The 16266-nt window shown below is 66.4% G+C and carries 16 protein-coding genes; 8 read left to right on the top strand and 8 right to left on the bottom strand.

What is annotated here, in order from left to right:
- The first annotated feature begins 16 nt into the window (after positions 1-16).
- Complete coding sequence (locus DOM67_RS08975) at positions 17-1051, top strand: proline racemase family protein (RefSeq protein ID WP_110675267.1); 1035 nt, start codon at positions 17-19, stop codon at positions 1049-1051.
- A 66-nt stretch (positions 1052-1117) separates the two neighbouring features.
- Here DOM67_RS08975 and DOM67_RS08970 read toward each other — a convergent pair whose 3' ends face one another.
- From DOM67_RS08970 to DOM67_RS08940, 7 genes are all read right to left on the bottom strand, one after another.
- A complete protein-coding gene (locus DOM67_RS08970) occupies positions 1118-3187 on the bottom strand; it encodes an FUSC family protein (RefSeq protein ID WP_110675266.1) in 2070 nt (689 codons plus the stop codon).
- A 4-nt stretch (positions 3188-3191) separates the two neighbouring features.
- The gene (locus tag DOM67_RS08965) at positions 3192-4217 is read right to left on the bottom strand and encodes an HlyD family secretion protein (RefSeq protein ID WP_110675265.1); all 1026 of its coding nucleotides are present in this window, start codon (positions 4215-4217) and stop codon (positions 3192-3194) included.
- Complete coding sequence (locus DOM67_RS08960; RefSeq protein WP_110675264.1) at positions 4217-4435, bottom strand: DUF1656 domain-containing protein; 219 nt, start codon at positions 4433-4435, stop codon at positions 4217-4219. The genes DOM67_RS08965 and DOM67_RS08960 overlap by 1 nt, the downstream gene beginning before the upstream one ends.
- A gap of 195 nt (positions 4436-4630) precedes the next feature.
- Positions 4631-6214: a GGDEF domain-containing protein gene (locus DOM67_RS08955; RefSeq protein ID WP_110675263.1), complete on the bottom strand. Its 1584-nt coding sequence runs from the start codon at positions 6212-6214 to the stop codon at positions 4631-4633.
- On the bottom strand, positions 6184-6759 hold the full coding sequence (locus DOM67_RS08950) for a molybdopterin-dependent oxidoreductase (protein WP_198651762.1): 576 nt from the start codon (positions 6757-6759) through the stop codon (positions 6184-6186). Before DOM67_RS08950 ends, DOM67_RS08955 begins: the two co-directional genes overlap by 31 nt.
- Positions 6760-6797: 38 nt before the next feature.
- Complete coding sequence (locus tag DOM67_RS08945) at positions 6798-7262, bottom strand: GNAT family N-acetyltransferase (RefSeq protein WP_110675262.1); 465 nt, start codon at positions 7260-7262, stop codon at positions 6798-6800.
- 154 nt (positions 7263-7416) lie between these two features.
- Positions 7417-8286, bottom strand: a complete 870-nt coding sequence (locus DOM67_RS08940) for an EamA family transporter (RefSeq protein WP_110675261.1) — start codon at positions 8284-8286, stop codon at positions 7417-7419.
- Between the two features lie 342 nt (positions 8287-8628).
- Here DOM67_RS08940 and DOM67_RS19790 point away from each other — a divergent pair, with 342 nt between their 5' ends.
- From DOM67_RS19790 to DOM67_RS08915, 6 genes are all read left to right on the top strand, one after another.
- A complete protein-coding gene (locus DOM67_RS19790) occupies positions 8629-8799 on the top strand; it encodes a hypothetical protein (protein WP_157958818.1) in 171 nt (56 codons plus the stop codon).
- Entirely contained in the window at positions 8783-9313 is a 531-nt protein-coding gene (locus DOM67_RS08935) for a DUF192 domain-containing protein (protein WP_232825188.1), read from the top strand. Before DOM67_RS19790 ends, DOM67_RS08935 begins: the two co-directional genes overlap by 17 nt.
- Before the next feature lie 476 nt (positions 9314-9789).
- Positions 9790-10764, top strand: coding sequence for a TAXI family TRAP transporter solute-binding subunit (locus tag DOM67_RS08930; protein ID WP_110675324.1), 975 nt, complete (start codon positions 9790-9792; stop codon positions 10762-10764).
- 315 nt (positions 10765-11079) lie between these two features.
- A complete protein-coding gene (locus DOM67_RS08925) occupies positions 11080-13671 on the top strand; it encodes a TRAP transporter permease (RefSeq protein ID WP_110675259.1) in 2592 nt (863 codons plus the stop codon).
- Positions 13672-13765: 94 nt separating this feature from the next.
- The gene (locus DOM67_RS08920; RefSeq protein WP_110675258.1) at positions 13766-14203 is read left to right on the top strand and encodes a DUF4385 family protein; all 438 of its coding nucleotides are present in this window, start codon (positions 13766-13768) and stop codon (positions 14201-14203) included.
- Positions 14204-14250: 47 nt separating this feature from the next.
- Complete coding sequence (locus DOM67_RS08915) at positions 14251-15042, top strand: MOSC N-terminal beta barrel domain-containing protein (protein ID WP_110675257.1); 792 nt, start codon at positions 14251-14253, stop codon at positions 15040-15042.
- A 221-nt stretch (positions 15043-15263) separates the two neighbouring features.
- Here DOM67_RS08915 and DOM67_RS19785 read toward each other — a convergent pair whose 3' ends face one another.
- Positions 15264-15461, bottom strand: a complete 198-nt coding sequence (locus DOM67_RS19785; protein WP_157958817.1) for a hypothetical protein — start codon at positions 15459-15461, stop codon at positions 15264-15266.
- Positions 15462-15619: 158 nt separating this feature from the next.
- On the opposite strand from DOM67_RS19785, the gene DOM67_RS08910 reads away from it, so the two are divergent.
- Positions 15620-16264: a carbonic anhydrase gene (locus DOM67_RS08910; RefSeq protein WP_110675256.1), complete on the top strand. Its 645-nt coding sequence runs from the start codon at positions 15620-15622 to the stop codon at positions 16262-16264.
- The last annotated feature ends 2 nt before the right edge of the window (positions 16265-16266 follow it).

Here is a 16266-nt window from a genome sequence, read left to right as displayed (position 1 = left end):
CTGACGGAGTGACACGATGCAGAGCAGACGTGTGATCCACAGCGTCAGCTGCCACGCCGAGGGCGAGGTGGGTGACGTCATCGTCGGCGGCGTGGCGCCGCCCCCGGGGGAGACCCTATGGGCGCAGTCGCGCTGGATCGCTGCCGACGCCACGCTGCGCGACTTCATGCTCAACGAACCCCGCGGCGGGGTGTTTCGCCACGTCAATCTGCTGGTGCCGGCCAAGGACCCGCGCGCGCAGATGGGCTTCATCATCATGGAGCCGGAGGATACGCCGCCGATGTCCGGCTCCAACAGCCTGTGCGTCGCCACGGTGGTGCTGGAGACCGGCATCCTGCCGATGCAGGAGCCCTACACCCACCTGGTGCTCGAGGCGCCGGGCGGGCTGATCGAGATCACGGCGCGCTGTGCCCAGGGGCAGGTGGAGGAGGTCAAGGTGCGCAATCTGCCGGCCTTCGTCGCCCGCCGCGACCTCGCTCTGGAGGTCGCCGGGCTGGGCACCCTGCGGGTGGATACCGCCTTCGGTGGTGACAGCTTCGTGATCGTCGACGCCGAGGATCTGGGCTTCCAGGTGACCCCGGACGAAGCCCCCGAGCTGGTCGATGTCGGCATGCGCATCACCCGGGCGGTGAACGAGCAGGTCGGTTTCTTCCATCCCCTCAATCCGGAGTGGCGCCACGTCTCGTTCTGCCAGATCGCGGCGCCGCTGGTGCGCGAGCAGGGTGCCTGGGTGGGACGCAACACGGTGGCGATCCAGCCGGGCAAGCTCGACCGTTCGCCCACCGGTACCGGCTGTTCGGCGCGCATGGCGCTGCTCCACGCCCAAGGCCGGCTGGCGCCCGGGGAGCGTTTCATCGGCGAGTCGATTCTGGGCTCGCGCTTCCACTGCCGTATCGAGGCGACCACCGATATGGGTGGGCAGCCGGCGATCGTGCCCTCGATCAGCGGCCGCGCCTTCATCACCGGCACCCATCAGCACACCCTCGATCCCCGCGACCCGTGGCCGGCCGGCTATCGGATCGCCGATACCTGGCCGCGGCGCCTCTCCTGAGCTTGCGCCAGTGCGCGGTTCAGCGCCCGGGGCGTCGTCTGAAGACTCGACGCGCGCACTCCTTTTTCAGGCACTGCCCGGCTGACGGCGATCGGCGTCGGCGGCCTTGATATGCGGGCGCTCGACCATGATCCTGGCCAGGCGCTCCAGCGCCAGTTCGAGGCGTTCGATCAGCCCCTCCAGCAGCACGCGTCGATCCGCGGGGACGTCGCCGTGCTCGGCGATCATCGCATCCAGGCGCTGGCCGGCCTCATGCACGCCCTGCGGCGGGCGGCCGTTGGCGGCCTCCTCGAAGCCGCTCGCCAGGGCCCTCAGCAGCTGCTGGTGAGCGCGCCGAATCAGCGGATGCGGCGCCTCATCGAGGCGGTCGCGCAGGCGCAGGGTGGCGCTGCCGATATCCAGGCCGGTGAGGCCGAGGATGAACAGGTGGCGCTGGTCCTCCGGCAGCATGTCGTCGTGCTGCGCCAGCTGCAGCATGCGATCCGCCATGTGGCCGCTGAAGCGGGTCTCGGCATCGCGGATCGAGCGTCGCCGCAGCTGGTGGATATCCTGGGAGATGGCCTTGATCAGGCGGCGGCGGCGCAGCCGCGTGCCCAGACCCGGCAGCAGACGGAATCCCATCACCACGCAGCTCAGACCGAGGATCACCGCCAGCGCGCGGTTGGCGAAGCTGTCGAAGGAGAAGTTCATGTTGTTGCCGGGCATGGTCAACAGGATGTTGAAGATGGTGAAGGCGAGGCAGTAACCCATGATCTTGGGGTTGGTTGCGCCCATCAGCCCGAGGAACAGCGGCGTACCAAAGAGCATCGCCAGCATCGGGAAGCCGTGAGCCTGCGACAGCAGCACATGGCCGAACAGGAAGGCGCTGGGGATCGCCGCGAGCATGCCCTTGTAGAACATCAGGGTGATCGTCACCGGATTGTCGCGGCTGGCGAAGAACGCCGAGAACAGCGTGCCCAGCAGCATCGCCACCAGGGCACTGTTCCAGGCGGTGAGGATCCAGAATGCGGCCAGGATGGTGAACACCAGCCCGGCACGCACGGCGTTGATGCCGGCCGCCAGATGGTCGCGGTGCCACGCCAGCGGCGCCGAGCGCAAACGGTGGCGGCCCGGGTCGGCGATCGCCTCGCGCGCGTCCAGCATCACCATGGCGTGGCCGATCGCTTCGCGGATGCCCAGGCGCACGCGGCGGTCGAGCGGCGCCAGGCCGGACTCGTTGCTCTCGTGGACCAGCCGGCGCAGCGCGCGCAGCTCTTGCCGCGCCTGGGGCACACCCTTGCCGTGCTCCGCCTCGCGGAAACCGTCGGAGACCTGGCGCGCGATATCGACGCTGCCCGGGTCGAGCTTGTCGGCGTGGTCGTGCAGCAGCTGGTGCAGTGCGTGCAGCGTGGCCATGAAGCGCAGCGTGCGGCGTGTCAGCACATGGGTGGCGCGCATGCGCCCGGGGCCTTCGGGGCCTTCGAAGCGGGCCGCCTGGCTGTCGGTCTCGAGCATGATGAGCGGCCCCAGGCTGCCGCGCAGGGCCTGCTGCATGGCGGGGATGTCGTCACTCGCTGCCAGGCGTAGGGCGGCGTGTTCGAAGGCCTGGTTGATGACGCTGTCGGCCTGGGTGGCGAGGTGCTCGCCGACCCTCGAGGGCCACAGCAGCGAGCTCACCAGAGTGGCGCATACCGCGCCCAGGCCCAGCTCCGAAAGCCGCGCCACGGCGATGTCGAAAATCCCGCCGGGGGAGCTGCCGTTGGAGATCACCACGATCAGCATCGCGGTGACCGCGCCCATGATGCAGCCATAGGTGTAGTTGTTGCGCCATAGCGAGCCGACATAGGTGCACAGCATGATCCACAGCGTCAGCGCGGTCAGCGCCGGTATCCGCGCCTGGGCGAACAGCGCCATGATCCCGATCCCGACCAGGGCGCCGATCAGGGTACCGCCGATCTGGCAGATCCCCTTTTCGATCACCATGCCGCTCATCGGCCGGATCTGCAGAAACGCCGCCGAGATCAGCGCCCAGTAGGGGCGATCGAGGTTGAACCAGAGCGCCAGATAGAGCGCGATCATCATCGCCAGGGTGGTCTTGATCGCGAACTTGACCGCCGTGGCATCCGGCATCAGGTAGTGCTTGAGCAGCGTCGGCATGGGGTCAGTGCACGTCGTCGGTGGCGCGCTCGGTGGGGATCGCGTCGGGTAGCTGCGACTGCGACTGCGACTGCGACTGCGGCGTGGGGCGGCGATCCACGCCGCTGCCGGCCGGGGTTGCGGTACTGGCGGGCTTGGCCGGTGCCTGCCCGGCGTCGTTGCGCTCGGCATCGGCATCATGCTGGATGCGGATCGTCGCGGTCATGCCGGCGCTCAGCAGGGTCTGGTCGGGCATCTTGTCGAAGGTCACCAGTACCGGGATCCGCTGGGCCAGACGCACCCAGTTGAAGGTGGGCTGGACCTGCGGCAGCAGTTGACTATTGAGATTGGTGTTGCTGTCGGCGATGCCGCGCCCGATGCCGGCGACATGGCCGTGCAGATGGGTGTCCCCGTTCATCAGGATGATGTCCGCCGGATCGCCGATGGCGATCGATGACAGCTTGGTCTCCTCGAAGTACCCCATCACGTAGTAGGAGCGCGCCTGCACCAGCGCCATCACCGGGGTGCCGCGGGTGACGTAGTTGCCCGCCGCCAGCTGCAGGTTGAGCACGTGGCCGCTCACCGGCGCCACCACCTGGGTGCGCTGAAGATCGAGCTTGGCGCTGTCGAGGGTGGCCTGGGCCTGTGCCAGATTGGCCTGGGCGATGCGCGTGTTGATCTGCGCGATCTGGCGATCCTCGGCGCTGATCGAACGATTGCTGAGCTGGTTGCGGCGACGCTCCTCGGCGCGCTTCAGGTCGAGCGTGGCCTGATTGTTGGCGACGCTGGCCTCGGCCTTGTCGAGGGCGGCCTGATAGCGTGAGGGGTCGATCTCGAACAGGGTATCGCCCTGGGAGACGTAGCCGGTGTCGCTGACATTGAGCGAGCGCACCCAGCCGGAGACGTCCGGGGCGATGGTGATCACTTCGGCGCGCACGCGGGCATCCCGGGTCCAGGGCGTGAACAGATAGTAGTTCCACAACCAGACACCGGCAGCGATGGCGATGGCGACGATGATCAGGGTCAAGAGGATACGTAGCGAGTTGCGCATCAAGAGCTCTCGAGCAGGACGGTAAACAGAAAGGTGATCGCGGCGGTGAAGATCACGAACAGCGAGACGTCGAACCAGGCTTCGTACCACAGCGCGCGGTGTCCCACGAGCCAGTGCAGCAGGGTGCGCGTGACCAGGGTCGCGATGAGACCCAGCACGGCATAGATCAGTAGGGGGCTGAGATAGATGCCACCTAGCGCAATTTCCTGAAGACCCATGGCACTCCTTAGCCCGTCCGTCGAAGCGGCGATAATGTTAGCATGCTTAATAAATCGCCGACAGGCGCCATGACAGGCCGCGCGTGGCGCCTCTCTGCGCTGGCGTCTCTTCGAAGGTGTCGCTGTGGTAGCGTCACTGCGCGTGTCGATCCCCGGCGAGAAGAGAGAGTTTAGACCGAAATCGGCGCGTCCGTCTCAGCCCTCGCTCTGGACCACGCGATCGCGGCCGCTGTGCTTGGCCTGATACAGATGACGATCGGCACGGCGCATCATCTGCTTGAGCGACTCCCGCGGGCGACGCTCGGCCGCACCGATGCTGAGGGTGAGCGCCAGGACCGGCCCCGACGCCAGCGCCAGCGGGGTCGTGGCCACCAACCGGCACAGGCGTTCGGCGACCGTCACCGCCTCGGCCAGCGGGGTCTCCGGCAGCACCACCGCGAACTCCTCGCCACCCACGCGTCCGACCAGAAGGGGATCGCGCACCGCGCTGCGCAGCTGGTTGGCGACGACGCGCAGCGCCTCATCGCCGACATCGTGGCCATGGGCGTCGTTGACCCGCTTGAAGTGGTCGATATCGATCAGCAGCACGCTCAGCGCCATGTCGCGGCGCCGGCGCAGGTGTTTCACGGTCGCCTTCAGCAGCGCACGGCGGTTGCTCAATCCGGTCAGGTCATCGGTATCGGCGCGCCGGGTCAGGCGCTCCTGCTGGCGCCGGCGCTGGGTGATGTCGAAACACCACACCAGCCAGGCTGGCTGTTCGCCCACCTGCAGCTGGCGCGCGTTGAGCAGCGCCCAGTAGGGCGCCTTGGGGCACAGCCTGGCCTCCATCTGATAGATCAGCTCGCCGCGTTCCAGCCGTGCGACGAAGCGCGCGTGCTCGGCGGGGTCCACGAACAGCGCCGCCAGGCTGAAGCGACTGGCGTGTTCGGCGCCGCTCTGGATGAGCAGGCTATCGCTGACATAGAACACCTGCTGCTGATCGGCGCCGATCAGAGTGACATCGCTGGGCGAGGAGTCGAGGATGGTCTGCAGCAGCGCCTCGCGGTCGCGCAGGGCCTGGGTCCGCTCCTGAATGCGGCGTTCCAGCGAGAGGTTGAGCTGGTGCAGATCGTTGGCCAGGCGGCGCGCACGTCGCTGGTCCAGGATGATCTTCAGCGCCAGCAGCGCACAGCCCGCGGCGAGCAGCAGCAGTGCCAGCGAGAGCCAGTGGAAGGTGCGTTGCAACGCCTGGCGCTGGCGGTCGGAGTGAGTGGCGACGGCGATATTGGCGGCCACGATCAGCGCATGCAGGTCCGGTTCTTCGTCGGAGAGGTCTGCGGCTATCGTGGCGGCCAACCGGCGTGAGGCTGCCACATCCTGCCAGCTCAGCTCACGATCCCAGCGCCGAGTCGTCTGGTCGAGATGGGCTAGAGTGGCCTGGATCTGCGGACGCTGCGCGTTCAGTTCCTCGAAGATTTGCGTCTTCAACAGCGGCAGCAGGGCGGTGCGCATCACCCCCAGGCGCAGCTTGAGCCGTATGGGGGGCTCGACACCGCTGGCCACGGCGTCGGCGGTCGCGGCCAGATTCATCACCTGGCGGCTGAGACTGTAGCTCTGCCACACCTCGTTGTAGCGGCCGGGCGAGGAGAACTCCTGGCCACGGTCGGCCACCGTGCGCAGCCCTGCCAGCGCGACCCCCATCATGATGCCGGCCAGCAGCATCAGCGCCAGCGCGTGCCAGTGGCGGCCGCCGTCCGGTACCGCCGCCTTCAGCGCAGCCGCAGTTCGTCGAGTTGCCATACGGTGCGGTTGTAGTAGGTACGGGTATAGAGCTCGGGATAGCTATCGTAGGGGTACATCACGATCAGCGGGCCGTAGGCGTCCACCGGGAGATAGTGGCCGTCACGCCGGTAGGCGACGATCGGGTCGTAGCGGGTGAGATCGCTCGCGGGAATGATCGCATCGTAGTCGTTGAGGGCGTAGGCGTGCAGGCTCTCCGGCAGGGGCAGATGATACTTGGCCAGCAGCGTGCGCAGGGAGACACCATACCAGTGGGACGAGCCCAGGCCACTGTCCGGAATCGGCCCGACCACCTCGCGGCCGGGCAGCGCTTCGAGATCGCCGAGCGTCAGTGCGGCGAGCGGCTTGCCGGCGGCGTCGGTCAGCCGCAGCAGCTGCATGTCGCGTGGATAGGGTGTGGCGTCGCGCGTAGCATCGGACGCGATATCGGGCGAATCCGCGAACGTCGGCAGGGCCGCGAAAGCCGCCAGCGCCAGCAGCAGCCAGGCGCACGGCAGTCGCCGGCGTGGCGCGCGGTAGGTCGAGCAAGCAGAGAGTATCGACATCTTGGGGTCGGCTCCTGGCTATCGGGTGGGCGCCTTGCTCAGGCGTTGGGATCGTCGACCAGCAGCCGCGAGAACCGGACGATCTCGGCGTTGCGGTTGGACCACCCCAGATGTGTCCAAAAACGGTGGGCATCGGCGTTGTCGGCCAGCGTATCCAGGTGCACCTTTTCTATGCCGGCCGCCAGTAGCGCCTGCAGGCAGCGCTCGGTCAGCCGGCGCCCCAGGCCCAGCCCGCGGCACTCTGGGTCGACCATGACGTGCTGCAGATAGCCGCGGCGGCCGTCGTGCCCTGACATGGCGCAGCCGACGATCCCCGCTCGGCCGGGCCAGCGGGCGACGAAGCTCATGCCCGGGTTGCGCGCCAGATAGCGCGCGGTGGCCTCACGGCCATCGGCCTGGCGCAGCACCACACCCGGGGTGCGCTGCATCATGGCGACGAAATCGGGGTGGTCGTCCAGGCTCATGGTGGCGATCGTCACGCCGGGGTCGACGGCTTGGTGCATGCGGGCTCCTCGATGATGAAAGGGGGCGGGCGGCGACACGCTCCGGGCGCCTGTCCCGCGACGCCGATTCTCGGGGCGTCGATCCCGGAATGGCTGTCGCGGAATCTCAGCGCTGGGCGAGGCTTGCGGTGGTCGGCGTCACGGCGTCACGGCGTCACGGCGTCCGGCGGGCGAGCGTCAGCCGCCGCAGGGGCAGATTGATCACGGCGAGACCCGCGATCACCAGCAGCCCGCCGAACACCTTGTGCACGCCCAGCGGATCGTCCAGCAACCACACCCCCAGCGCTACCGCGAATACCGGCATCAGCAGCGTCAACGGTACCACGCGGTTGACCGGATGCTTCTGCAACAGGTGATACCAGAGTCCGTAGGCGGCGATCGAGGACATCACTGCGGTGTAGACCACTGCGCCCCAGCCGGCCCAGCCGGCATGCTGAATGGCTTGCCACTGATCGGATTCGAACAGGGCGCTGCCGAGTGCCACCAGCGGCGTGGCAAACAGCGCGATCCAGCCGGTCAGGGTCAGTGGCGGAATCGGCGGGGCCAGCTTGATGATCAGTGTCGAGACCGCCCAGGCCAGCGCACTTGCCAGCAGCAGCGCGGTGGAGAGCGGCGGCGGCAGCGAGGGCCCGCCGGCCAGGACCACCACGCCGCCGAACGCCAGCACCAGGCCGGCGAGCCGTCGTGGCCCCAGCTTCTCCTTGAGGAAGAGCGCCGCCAGCAGGGTCGCGAAGGGCGTGCCCATCTGTACCAGCAGCGCCCCGGTGCCCGCCTCGGCGTGCTCGAGACCGACGAACAGCAGCGGGAAGTGGAGCCCGCCGAAGGTGACCGAGAGCAGCAGGACCCAGCGCAGCTGCGCGCGGGTGATACGCGTGAACGGTACCACCAGCGCGGCGACCAGCATGAAGCGTAGCATCATCACCAGCAGCGGCGGCATCTCCGCGACCCCGAGCTTGATCACGATGATGTTGAGTGCCCAGATGGCAATCACGCCCAGACCGATCGACAAATCCTTGAGGGGCACGCGATGAGTTCCTTTGATATGGCTGGGCTAGGCTTTGCAAGAAAACTACCTGCGCTCGGCAATACGGCGTTAAAAATCGGCTAAAAATGCTCATTTACACCCCGTAAACTCCGCGTTTTCGCCGATTTTTGCCTTGTCTTGCCTTCGCTCGCTGACTTTTCGTAAAACCCTAGTGGGCTCGTAGGCCCAGACTTTCAACGCCGCGGGCGTGGCCGTCAAGGGGCGTCCGGCGCACCGGGCCGGGTGAGGGCGGCGGAGGCGATGACGGGGGCTATGGCAAATCCGACCAACACGGTATCTTGAGCCCGGCGCTTGCCGCCGTCGACCATCGAGGATACGAAGATGTGGAAGGGAATCGCGATCTGTCTCTGCTTGCTGGTGGCTCAGCTGACCATGCTCTCCTGGATCGACCACCGCCTGGGCGGCAGTGAGTCTGCCCAGCGCCAGGTCACCAGCGTCCAGGCGCCGCCGCGTGCGCGCGAGGATGACGATGACGATGCCGCGCTCGGTTGAGGCCGCCCGGCGGCGCGCCGCGCCGGCGGGGCGTTGGCGGCCGGTGCAAGCGCTGCAGCTGTGCGCCACGCTGGCGCTGCTGACATGGGCTGGGCTGGCGGGCGCCGCGGAGCGGGGGCATCTGGGCCTGAGTGGGGCGGGCGGTGACTACACGTTGCGAATCGAAGTGGCGGCCACCGCCGATCAGCGGGCGCGGGGGCTGATGGCGCGCGACTCCCTGCCCGAGGATGCCGGCATGCTGTTCCTCTACCGTGCCGAGCAGCCCGGCAGCAGTGCCTACTGGATGTACCGCACGCGGATTCCGCTGGACATCGCCTTTCTCGGCGCGGATGGCACCATCCGCGCGCTGAGAACGATGCCGCCGTGCCGTGCCGAGATGCCCAGCCGCTGCCCGGCCTATGCGGCGGGTGTGGCGTTTCGTGCTGCGCTGGAGACCAACGCCGGCTACTTCGCGCAGCGGGGGCTCGGTGTCGGTGACCGGGTCGACCTCGGCCCCTGGCTCGCGGCGCCCTGACGTCATGCCGGTCGCGCATGCCCCATAGCGGTTGTGCTCGACCCGCAGCGCCCGTCGCGGCTGGCGGCAAAGAAATCCTCTTCTTCCGGCGTCTCTGGTGCTATTTCCTTGGCGCGCCCTGCGCAGACCCGGTGATAGAAGCGGCAGGTTGCGGGTTTTGCCAGCACGAAACTCTCTATAAGATGGCTCGCCGTCAGGATAAGCTATGTTACAGGCAGTGCTGTCGAGCCGGGTCCCCGTTCCGAGGGCCGAAACGGTCGTCGGCACATGCTCCAGACCGCTCTGCATGACGCGCTCCAGGCCGTCAGGCGAGGGCAGCGGGAGGCATAGCGAGCCCGCCACGCTCCACCAAGGGAGGGCGCGGCAGGCATGACGAACCGGGATAGAATCAGCACAAGCCCGGTCCATGTCACCGCTCGACGTTCGGGGTCGCCAGATCGGCCTCACACAATAAACGGGAAACTCGAGGTATGCGCATGAAACGCCACGCTTTGACTGCAGCCTTACTCTCTTCTGCCCTGATGGGTGCGGCCACGCTGTCCGCCCCTGCCATGGCGCAGGATACCCAGTACATCACCATCGGTACCGGCGGCCAGACCGGCGTCTACTATGTGGTCGGCCAGTCCGTCTGCCGGATGGTCAACCGCAGCGCCGAAGAGAGCGGCATCCGCTGCAACGCGCCCTCCACCGGCGGCTCGGTGGCCAACATCAACGGCATCAAGTCCGGTGAGCTGAACATGGGCGTCGCCCAGTCCGACGTGCAGTACAACGCCTACAACGGTGACGGTCAGTTCGACAAGCCGATGAAGGATCTGCGCTCGGTGTTCTCGCTGCACGGTGAACCGCTGACCATCCTGGCGCGCAAGGATGCCGACATCCACTCGATCCAGGATCTCAAGGGCAAGCGCGTCAACATCGGCAACCCGGGCTCCGGCCAGCGTGCCACCATGGAAGTCCTGATGAACGCCGAAGGCTGGGACACCAGCGTGTTCTCGCTGGCTTCCGAGCTGGGTGCCGCCGAGATGGCCTCGGCGCTGGCCGACAACAACATCGACGCCATGGCCTACGTGGTCGGTCACCCCAACGGTGCGATCCAGGAAGCGACCACCACCGTCGCCGCCAACCTGGTGCCGCTGAACGATGACGCGGTCAAGGGCTTGGTCGACAAGTACCCCTACTACAGCATGTCCACCATCCCCGGCGGGATGTACGAGGGCAACCCGGACGACGTCCAGACCTTCGGTGTGCGCGCGACCTTCGTGACCTCGGCCGAGGTGCCGGATGAAGTCGTCTACCAGACCGTGAAGGCGGTGTTCGACAACTTCGACCGCTTCAAGCGTCTGCACCCGGCATTCGCCAACCTCAAGCCGGAAGACATGATCAGCGCCGGTCTCTCCGCGCCGCTGCATGACGGTGCCAAGCGATATTACCAAGAGCAGGGCTGGCTCTGAGGAAACACTGCACAAATGCCTGCGCGGGTGAATCGCTGCGTTGCGCGGTGCTCAGAATCCTCACATATACCCCATATGCTGCGGTTCTTGTGCTCCGGGCGCCTTGCGCTTCATCCCGCTCGCCGATTTGTTCAGCGTTTTCCTAAGCACGCGTGGGCGGGCGTCTCGCCGAGACGCCCGCCGCCGCGCCTTGGAAGGGGGCGGACGCTGATGTCCGGCCCCGACCGCGAAGCGTTGCCGCAAGCAGATGCTTCTTCCCTGCCGTGAGCGGGCCACTTCCTCGGCGCCTGCGTGTTTCCCTGTCAGGATCTCACCATGACCGATACCAAGACTTCCGGCCCCGATCAGGCCAAGCTGGATGAGCTGGCCGCTACCGACACCGGTGGCCGCAAGCTGACCGGCTTCCCCAACCGATTGCTACTTGGCGTTGCTGCAGCCTGGTCGCTGTTCCAGCTGTGGATCGCCTCGCCGCTGCCGTTCTTGTTCGGCTTCGGCGTATTCAGCGCCACCGAGGCGCGCTCGATCCATCTGGCGTTCGCCATATTCCTCGCCTTCATGGCCTATCCGGCGTTCAAGCGCTCGCCGCGCGAGCGCATGCCGTTGCCCGATTGGGCCATGGCCCTGGTGGGCGCGTTCTGCGCTTCCTATCTCTACTTCTTCTACGGCCAGCTGTCACAGCGCCCCGGTGCGCCGATCCTGCAGGATGTGATCGTCGGCGTGACCGGCATCCTACTGCTGCTCGAGGCGTGCCGCCGCTCGCTGGGGCCGCCGCTGACGATCATTGCCCTGATCTTTCTGATCTACTCGCTGGCCGGGCCCTACATGCCGGGCATCCTGGCCCATCGCGGGGTGAGCTTCTCGGGGCTGGTCAACCACCAGTGGCTGACCACCCAGGGTGTGTTCGGTATCGCCCTCGGCGTCTCGACCAGTTTCGTGTTCCTGTTCGTGCTGTTCGGCGCGCTGCTCGACAAGGCCGGTGCCGGCAACTACTTCATCAAGGTCGCGTTCTCGCTGCTGGGCCACTACCGTGGCGGCCCGGCCAAGGCGGCGGTGGTCTCCTCGGGGCTCACCGGACTGATCTCCGGCTCCTCCATCGCCAATACCGTGACCACCGGTACCTTCACCATCCCGATGATGAAGCGGGTCGGCTTCAGCGCCACCAAGGCCGGCGCGGTGGAAGTCTCTTCTTCGGTCAACGGCCAGATCATGCCGCCGGTGATGGGCGCTGCGGCCTTCCTGATGGTCGAGTACGTCGGCATCCCCTATATCGAGGTGATCAAGCACGCCTTCCTGCCGGCGGTCATCTCCTATATCGCGCTGCTCTATATCGTTCACCTGGAGGCCCTCAAGGCGGGCATGCAGGGGCTGCCGAGCGGTAATCCGCCGCGTCCGCTGCTGACCAAGATCTTCGGTTTTCTGACCGGGCTGATCGGGGTGATGCTGCTGGCGGCGCTGGTCTACTACGGTATCGGCTGGCTCAAGCCGGCCCTCGGCGAGTCCGCCTCCTGGGTGATCGGCGCCGGGGTCATCGCGGTCTACGTGCTGCTGCTCAAGCTCGGCTCGAACTACCCCGAGCTGGAGGTCGACGATCCCAACCAGGAGATCACTCAGCTACCGCGCACGCGGCCGACGGTGCTCGTGGGTCTGCACTATCTGCTGCCGGTGATCGTGCTGGTGTGGTGCCTGATGGTGGAGCGCCTGTCGCCGGGGCTGTCGGCGTTCTGGGCCACCGCCTTCATGATCTTCATCATTCTCACCCAGCGGCCGATCGATGCGCTGTTCCGCGGGCGCAGCGACTTCGCCGACGATCTCAAGCGCGGCGGGCGCGACCTGTGGGAAGGCTTGGTCGACGGCGCGCGCAACATGATCGGGATCGGTATTGCCACCGCCACCGCCGGCATCATCGTCGGTGCGGTGGCGCAGACCGGGGTCGGCCTGGTGCTAGCGGATCTGGTCGAGACGCTGTCGATGGGCAATCTGCTGCTGATGCTGCTGCTCACCGGGGTGCTCAGCCTGATCCTCGGCATGGGACTGCCGACCACCGCCAACTATATCGTGGTATCGGCGCTGCTGGCGCCGGTGATCGTGCAGCTGGGCGAGCAGAACGGCCTGATCGTGCCGCTGATCGCGGTGCACCTGTTCGTGTTCTACTTCGGCATCATGGCCGATGTCACGCCGCCGGTGGGGCTGGCCTCGTTCGCGGCGGCGGCGATCTCCGGCGCCGACCCGATCCGCACCGGCTTCCAGGCGTTCTACTACAGCCTGCGTACCGCCGCGCTGCCGTTTCTGTTCATCTTCAACACCGACCTGCTGCTGATCAATGTCGATTTGTGGCACGGCATCGTGATCTTTATCGTCGCCACCGCGGCGATGCTGATCTTCGCCGCCGCGACTCAGGGCTTCATGCTGGTCAAGAGCCGCTGGTACGAGAGTGCGCTGCTGCTGCTGGTGGCCTTCACCCTGTTCCGCCCCGGCTTCTGGATGGACATGGCCGATGCGCCCTACCGTGAGGTGCCGCCGGCCCAGTTCGAGCAGGCGTTGGGCGAGATCGGCCCGCGCGACCACCTGATGGTGCGGGTCGACGGGCTGGATGCCTACGGTGCGCCCACCAGCTTCGTGGTGCAGGTGCCGGCGACCGAGGGTGCCAGCGGCAGCGAACGTCTCGATAGCCTGGGGCTGCACCTGATGCAGGAAGATGGCAAGGTGCTGGTCGATACCACCGACTTCGGTAGCCAGGCGGAGAAGCTCGGCTTCGATTTCGATCAGCAGATCGTCTCGGTACGGGTGCCGCGCGATCAACTGCCCAAGGAGTTGATGTGGATACCCGGGCTGCTGCTGTTCGCGCTGATCGTGCTGCTGCAGCGACGCCGCCGCGGCTCCGGGAAAGCGCGCGAGTCGCTTGCCTGAGGACACGCCACGACCTGTCGACGCACAGCCTGTCGATGTGATGCAGACGACCGCCTCGCCAGAGGCGGTCGTCCTGTTTTGAAGGAGAGCGAAGATGGCGTTTCCCGACAGCCGCATCGATTACCGCCGCCATCCCGAGGCCTACCGCATCGGTCGCGGCGAGCGGGGAGTATTCCACGTCCAGCCCTACAAGGACGAACTGCTGCCGCTGTGGGCGATCCGCAACGAGGCCGACGCCCGCGCAGCGGTGACGGCGCTCTCGGCGCGCTTTCGCGACTACCGCAACGATGGCGATTTCGTCGGCATGGACATGGCACGCAAGTATCTGCAGATGGGCTACACCCGGGCGCGCCGCTATGCCCGCTACCCCGGTGGACGCAAGCGCGACGCCCAGGGGCGCGCGCTCGCCCCGCGCGACGCCGATGCCGAGAAGGCACGCATCGCCGAACACTACCAGCGTGCACTCGATGCGGTGCGCGACGACACCACCTACAAGCGCGCCAAGCGCGCACATCAGCAGCGCCGCCGCTGATGCATCTTGACCTCTTGATGAGCTGATTTCCTGCCAGGAGCCCAACCATGCCTACGCTCTCCGCGATCTACCGCTACCCGATCAAGTCCACCGCCGGCGAGTCGCTGACACAGGCCCGGGTCGAGGAGGAGGGGCTGGTACTCGATCGCCGCTTCATGGCGATCAAGCCCGACGGCACCTTTCTCACCGCGCGCACCCACCCACAGCTGCAACGGGTGCGCGCGAGCTTCGACGGTGCTCGCCTGACGCTGACCCACGATAGCCTGTCGCCGCTCGATGTCGCCTGCGAGGCGTTCAGCGGCGAGGCGGTGACCACTCAGGTGTGGGGCGATGAGTTTTCCGCGCTGGCCACCCACGCCTCGCTCGACGCCTGGTTCAGCGAGGTGGCCGGCGAGCCGGCCCGTCTGCTGTGGCTGGGCGAGCGCTCGCCGCGCTACCGCGACAACATCGGGGTACGCGTGAGCTTCGCCGACGGCTACCCGCTGTTGCTGATCTCGCAGGCGTCGCTGGACGACCTTAACCAGCGCACCGATGGCACCCACGTGATGGCCCAGTTCCGTCCCAATCTGGTGGTGACGGGCACCGAGCCCTACGCCGAGGATGGCTGGCGGCGTGTGCGTATCGGCGAGGTGACGTTCCGTGTCGATGCCCCCTGCTCGCGCTGTGCCATGGTCACGGTGGATCCGGCGCGTGGCGAAAAGCGTGCCGACCGTGAGCCGCTCAAGGCGCTGGCGGGCTATCGCCGAGGTGAGCGCGGCAAGGTCTATTTCGGTCAGAACCTGGTGGCCGAGAATGCCGGTAGCGTGACTCTCGACGATGCGCTGGTGGTACTCGAGTAGGGTAGAGGACACCACCGGCTCAGGGGTGCCTTCAACGGTGCCCCTTCACCCGGATGCACGCCGATGGACGAGCTGACATGAAGGTCGAATGGCCTGTTTCGATGAACGCGAGATGAATCGACGTGTCTACTCTACATTCATGTTTCCCCTCGAAAATCGGCGTCATAATGGGGGTGTCGTATTGTTCATGTTGGCGTCAGCTAATCGCGACTTCTGTTACATTATTTTTTATTAAATTTTAAACGTTCTTCTCTCCCTGCTGCCTGCATGAGTGCCCGATTCATGCGGTATTCATCTTGATGATATTTTCGAATCGAAAAGTCTCGAAATAATCCCGCTATTCCGTTTTTCGAGGCCAATTCGGCGCTGATTGTCGCTTCTCTTTCTGTCGTCATCGTTGGCGTCGAGTGCACAATCATTCACCTCACCTTACAAAATTTTCGGTGTGCAAATCGGTTAATGGTTGCCGTCGGCCTGGCTCTCCCGTTACGACTTTAGATGTAGCCGACGCCGCCATTTCAAGCATCGCCGCGGACGGCTCCTGTCATCGCCATTCAATCGCTGCCGAGGAGTTCCCATGCAATTCACCGACCGTCTGCTACTCGAGAACCGCGCCTGGGCCGCTGGCATGCAAGCCGCCGATCCGGAGATCTTCACGCGCCTGCATCAGGGCCAGGCACCGGGTGCCCTCTGGATCAGCTGCTGCGATAGCCGGGTACCCGCCGAGCAGATCTGCAACGCCAGCCCCGGCGAGCTGTTCATCCATCGCAACATCGCCAATCTGGTCAACGAGCACGACGCCAACGTGATGAGCGTGATCGAGTACGCCCTCAACGCCCTCGAGGTCGAGCACATCATCGTCTGCGGTCACCGCGGCTGCGGCGGTATCCAGGCTGCGATCAGCGGCGACGAGGCGTTGAACGCGCTGCCCCGGGTCGAGGCCCATGTCGGCCAGCTCAGGCAACTGGTGGCAGCCCACGCGAATGAACTGAACCGCTTCACCCGGCTCGGTGACAAGGTCGATCACGTGGTCGAGCTCAACGTTGCCGCCCAGGTCGAGCGCCTGGCCGGGCTGTCGCTGGTGCGCGAGAGCTGGGCGGCCCGACGTGCGCCGACCCTGCATGGCTGGGTCTACGACCTGGCCAGCGGCCAGATCGACGACGTGGTGAGCCGCGCCGCGACGGACGCCGATGCCGACGGCTGGCGCCGCGCGGCGAGCTGAGG

It is taken from the genome of Salinicola sp. RZ23, from assembly GCF_003206675.1.
Lineage (GTDB): Bacteria > Pseudomonadota > Gammaproteobacteria > Pseudomonadales > Halomonadaceae > Salinicola > Salinicola endophyticus.
The sequence above is the reverse complement of the archived record's forward strand: the minus strand, read 5'-3'. Positions and strand labels throughout refer to the sequence as shown.

What these genes read in the sequence shown, in the direction of transcription:
- DOM67_RS08975 (WP_110675267.1), top strand. Translation starts at nt 17, where the DNA reads ATGCAGAGCAGACGTGTGATCCACAGCGTCAGCTGCCACGCCGAGGGC.
- DOM67_RS08970 (WP_110675266.1), bottom strand. Translation starts at nt 3,187, where the DNA reads ATGCCGACGCTGCTCAAGCACTACCTGATGCCGGATGCCACGGCGGTC.
- DOM67_RS08965 (WP_110675265.1), bottom strand. Translation starts at nt 4,217, where the DNA reads ATGCGCAACTCGCTACGTATCCTCTTGACCCTGATCATCGTCGCCATC.
- DOM67_RS08960 (WP_110675264.1), bottom strand. Translation starts at nt 4,435, where the DNA reads ATGGGTCTTCAGGAAATTGCGCTAGGTGGCATCTATCTCAGCCCCCTA.
- DOM67_RS08955 (WP_110675263.1), bottom strand. Translation starts at nt 6,214, where the DNA reads ATGGCAACTCGACGAACTGCGGCTGCGCTGAAGGCGGCGGTACCGGAC.
- DOM67_RS08950 (WP_198651762.1), bottom strand. Translation starts at nt 6,759, where the DNA reads ATGTCGATACTCTCTGCTTGCTCGACCTACCGCGCGCCACGCCGGCGA.
- DOM67_RS08945 (WP_110675262.1), bottom strand. Translation starts at nt 7,262, where the DNA reads ATGCACCAAGCCGTCGACCCCGGCGTGACGATCGCCACCATGAGCCTG.
- DOM67_RS19790 (WP_157958818.1), top strand. Translation starts at nt 8,629, where the DNA reads ATGTGGAAGGGAATCGCGATCTGTCTCTGCTTGCTGGTGGCTCAGCTG.
- DOM67_RS08935 (WP_232825188.1), top strand. Translation starts at nt 8,783, where the DNA reads ATGCCGCGCTCGGTTGAGGCCGCCCGGCGGCGCGCCGCGCCGGCGGGG.
- DOM67_RS08930 (WP_110675324.1), top strand. Translation starts at nt 9,790, where the DNA reads ATGAAACGCCACGCTTTGACTGCAGCCTTACTCTCTTCTGCCCTGATG.
- DOM67_RS08925 (WP_110675259.1), top strand. Translation starts at nt 11,080, where the DNA reads ATGACCGATACCAAGACTTCCGGCCCCGATCAGGCCAAGCTGGATGAG.
- DOM67_RS08920 (WP_110675258.1), top strand. Translation starts at nt 13,766, where the DNA reads ATGGCGTTTCCCGACAGCCGCATCGATTACCGCCGCCATCCCGAGGCC.
- DOM67_RS08915 (WP_110675257.1), top strand. Translation starts at nt 14,251, where the DNA reads ATGCCTACGCTCTCCGCGATCTACCGCTACCCGATCAAGTCCACCGCC.
- DOM67_RS19785 (WP_157958817.1), bottom strand. Translation starts at nt 15,461, where the DNA reads ATGATTGTGCACTCGACGCCAACGATGACGACAGAAAGAGAAGCGACA.
- DOM67_RS08910 (WP_110675256.1), top strand. Translation starts at nt 15,620, where the DNA reads ATGCAATTCACCGACCGTCTGCTACTCGAGAACCGCGCCTGGGCCGCT.